The organism is Kitasatospora sp. NPDC057512, assembly GCF_042802135.1.
In the GTDB taxonomy this organism is placed as follows: Bacteria; Actinomycetota; Actinomycetes; order Streptomycetales; family Streptomycetaceae; genus Kitasatospora.
Map to the genome: position 1 here is coordinate 1 of NZ_JBHVET010000833.1, position 3404 is coordinate 3404.

General features: G+C 76.0%; 2 protein-coding genes. Both read right to left on the reverse strand.

All coding sequences use genetic code 11. The annotated features are described in order from the left end of the window. Positions 1-2519, reverse strand: a 2519-nt coding sequence (locus tag ACFU6K_RS34470) for an ABC transporter permease (protein WP_380669858.1), incomplete at its 3' end; no start/stop codon positions are given. A gap of 227 nt (positions 2520-2746) precedes the next feature. Beyond that, on the reverse strand, positions 2747-3202 hold the full coding sequence (locus ACFU6K_RS34475) for a hypothetical protein (RefSeq protein WP_380669860.1): 456 nt from the start codon (positions 3200-3202) through the stop codon (positions 2747-2749). Between the last annotated feature and the right edge of the window lie 202 nt (positions 3203-3404).

Below are 3404 nucleotides of genomic sequence, written 5' to 3' on the forward strand. Positions count from 1 at the left end.
ACCGCCGCGGCGGCCAGCGGCAGGGCGGTGCCCGGCGGGACGTACGGCGGGGCGTCGGCGAGCCCCCGGGCGATCGGGACCAGGGTGATCCAGGCGATCAGGCCGCCGAGCAGCAGCCCGGTCGCGGCCACCAGCAGGGCCTCCCAGCGCATCATGCCGCGTATCTGGCGGCGGGTGGCGCCGGTGAGGCGCAGCAGCGCCACCTCGCGACCGCGGTCCAGGACCGTCATCACCAGGGTGTTGGCGGCGGTGATCGCGGCGAAGCCGCCGAGGACGGCCGCCATCACGGAGTTCGCCCAGTCGCCGGCCTCGCGCCTGCGGTCGGTCTGCGCGACGTACCCGGCGCGGTCGGCCACCGTGAGCCCTCCGACCGTGGCGGTCCCGGTGGCGGAGGCCTCGGCGGGGAGCTTCGCCAGCCGGGCGGCGACGTCCGCGCGGTCGGCGCCGGGCGCGTCCGCGACGAGCACCTGGCTGTCGTAGGCGACGGCGGCGTGTGCGGCGACAGCGGCCCGGGGCAGGATCAACTGGCCGAAGCCGAGGCCGCGTTCGTAGGTGGCGACGACCGTCAGCTGCGCCTGGGTGCCGTCGCCGAGCCAGAAGGAGGCGCGGTCGCCGACGCGGTGGCCGAGCCGGTCGGCGAGGGCCGCGTCGAGGGCGACGGTGTCCGTGCCCCGGGCGAGGTCGGCGAGCGAGCCGCTGCGCACGCCCAGGTCGAGGACCCGGGGCAGCCTCGCCGGGTCGCCGGACACGCCGAGGGCGTTGGCGGAGCGGAGCTTCCCGTCGGAGCGGTAGACGGCTCCGGTGCGCAGCACGCCCACGGCCGCGTCGACGCCGGGCACCTCGGCGGCCCGTTCGGCGGTCGCGGCGGGCAGGCCGCGACCGGTGGAGCCGAGCACGTGGTCGGCGACGACCCCGTCACGCACCTGCTCGCCGGTGGCGTGCCCGACGCTGCTCTGGATGAACAGCATGGTGCCGCAGAAGGCGCTGACCATCACGATGGGTGTGATCGCGGAGGTCAGCCGGCGGGCGTCGGCCCGGGCGTTGTCGGCGGCCAGCGATCCGGAGGTGCCGCCCGCGCCCGCCCGCAGCGGCAGGCCGAGCACCCCGGCGGCGATCCGGGCCACCCAGGGGCCGAGCAGGGCGGTGGCCACCAGGAAGCACATGACCACGCCGAGCGCGGTGTTGGCGGCGTTCTCACCGCTCAGGCCGGCGGCGACGGCGGCCAGCACGACGCCGCCCACGACGGCCGCCAGGCCGAGGAGGGCCCGCACCACGCCCGCCCGTCCGGCCGGCACCGACGCCTCTCCGAGCGCCTGGCCGGGGCGCAGGCGGGACGGGCGGTGCGCGGCGAGGTAGCCGGCGGCCAGCGCGGCCAGCGAGCAGGTGGCGACGGCGACCAGCGCGGGGAGCGGTCCGACATCCAGTTCGACGCCCTCGGGGACGGCGCCGCGCGAGACCAGTCCGTCGAACCACCAGCGGGCCAGCGCCACGCCCGGGACGAGACCGAGCACGCCGGCGAGGGGCGCCACCAGCATCGCCTCGGTGGCGACCGTGCGGCGGATCTGGCGGGGGGTCGCGCCGACGGCGCGCAGCAGGGCGAACTCGCGGGCCCGCTGACCGACGGCCAGGGCGACGGTGGACACCACCACGAAGACGGCCGTCATGGTGGCGGTGCCGCCGAAGGATCCGCCGATCGCGATCAGCAGCGTCCGGCTCTGCCCGAGCCCCGGATGTTCGACGGAGCCGCGGTCGTCGCCGGTGACCACCCTGATCCCGGTGGGCGACGCCGCGGAGGCCTGGGGGCCGGCGGTGTCGTGCAGGGCCTCGCGGAGCCGGCGGGCGAGCTCCTTGGCAGTGACGCCCTCGTTCGGCTGGACGGCGACGGCGTCCACCCGGCCGGGGTGACCGGAGAGTTGCCCGGCCACCCCGTCGGCGAACCAGGCCGTCGGGCCGGCGCTCTGCGGCGCGCCCAGGCCGGAGACCCGGTAGGTGCCGCTGCCGCCGGGGGCGACCAGCGTGAGGCTCGCACCGGGTGCCAGCCGGGCGTCCCGTGCGGTGGCGGCGTCCAGGACCACCTCGCCCGGGCCGGGGGCGCGGCCCTCGACCAGGGTGTCCGCGCCGCCGGCGATGCCGAGCGCCGCGTACCCGCGCCCGGTCAGACCGGGTGTGGCCGGACCCGGCTGGATCGGGAAGGCGCTGTCGGGACGGGCCGCCGCGACACCGGGCAGGGCGGCGATGCGCCGGGCCAGGGCCGCGTCCACCCGGGCCCGGTCGGGCACCGGCCGGTCGACGGCCTTCTCCTTCTTGTTGACCTTGCGGACGATCCCGACGTCCGGACCGGCCGCGACGACCACCGGCGCCTGTGCGTAGCGCACCGGGGGCACGCTCGCGGTGACGCCGGTCTGCAACAGGGTGCCGCAGCCCATGACGACCGCCGCACCGAACAGCAGGGCGACGAAGGTCCCCGCGAAGGAGGGCGGCCGGAAGCGCACCGAGGCGCGCGCGAGTCCGTTGCTCATGCCGCCGTCCCCGGGTGGTGCCGTTCGGCCATCGGGTGAGCGGCCGTGTGGGGCTCGGGCGGTTCGTGCTCCGGGCGGTGCTGGCGGGCTGCCATGGTGCTGCCATCCCTCGTGGATCGTGTCGGTCAGCGACGTGGTCCAGGCTAGGAACGGTGGGTGGTACGAACCATGGAGGCGACCGGCGGAAGCGGGGTGGGGTTATCCCCACCCCGCGCGCCGGCCTCGGCTCAGCCGCCGTGCACGGAGCTGTAGCCGGTGTCACCGCTTCCGGAGAACTCGTTGTACTTCAGCCCCCCGATGAAGTCGATGCAGGCCCCCTTCCCGTACGCGTAGACCGGGCCCGCGTAGCTGGTGTAGTTGCTGCCCACACCGTCCTGGATCCAGCTGCCGTCGCGGGAGCGCCGTATCTCGACGAATATCTCGTGCTGGCCGGTGACGACCGCGTCGTTTCCGCGGGCGATCGCGCAGTTGTACCCGTTCCCGCGGTTGTAGTAGATGTCGATGAAGCCGACCACCGCGTCCACGTAGTGGATGTCGTTGATGTCCCAGCTCCGCTTGAAGTCGTACGCGCTCCCGCACTTGTTGACCCGGGGGTAGGCGTGGGCCGCGCCGGCGGAGAGGCCGACGAGGCCTCCGGCGAGGACCGTGGCCGCGACGACCGTCGCGAGGTGCTTCCTGATCATCGATAACTCCTTCGAGTACCGGGGTTCGCGGACCGCTGCCGCGATCCGCGCGGAACGGCCGGCGGCGGGTGGTGAACTGCTCATCGCCCTTGCGGTCGGGCGGTGCGTCTGCCGGCGAAGTCGGGCGGCCGACCGCCCCCGGTGGCGTCGGCCGGCCGCCCGGTAGCGGGGCTCGGGGGGCGTGGGGCCGCCGCCCCGGCGC

Excerpts from the sequence above, each read along its gene's own strand:
- ACFU6K_RS34475 (WP_380669860.1), bottom strand. The coding sequence starts at position 3,202 with ATGATCAGGAAGCACCTCGCGACGGTCGTCGCGGCCACGGTCCTCGCC.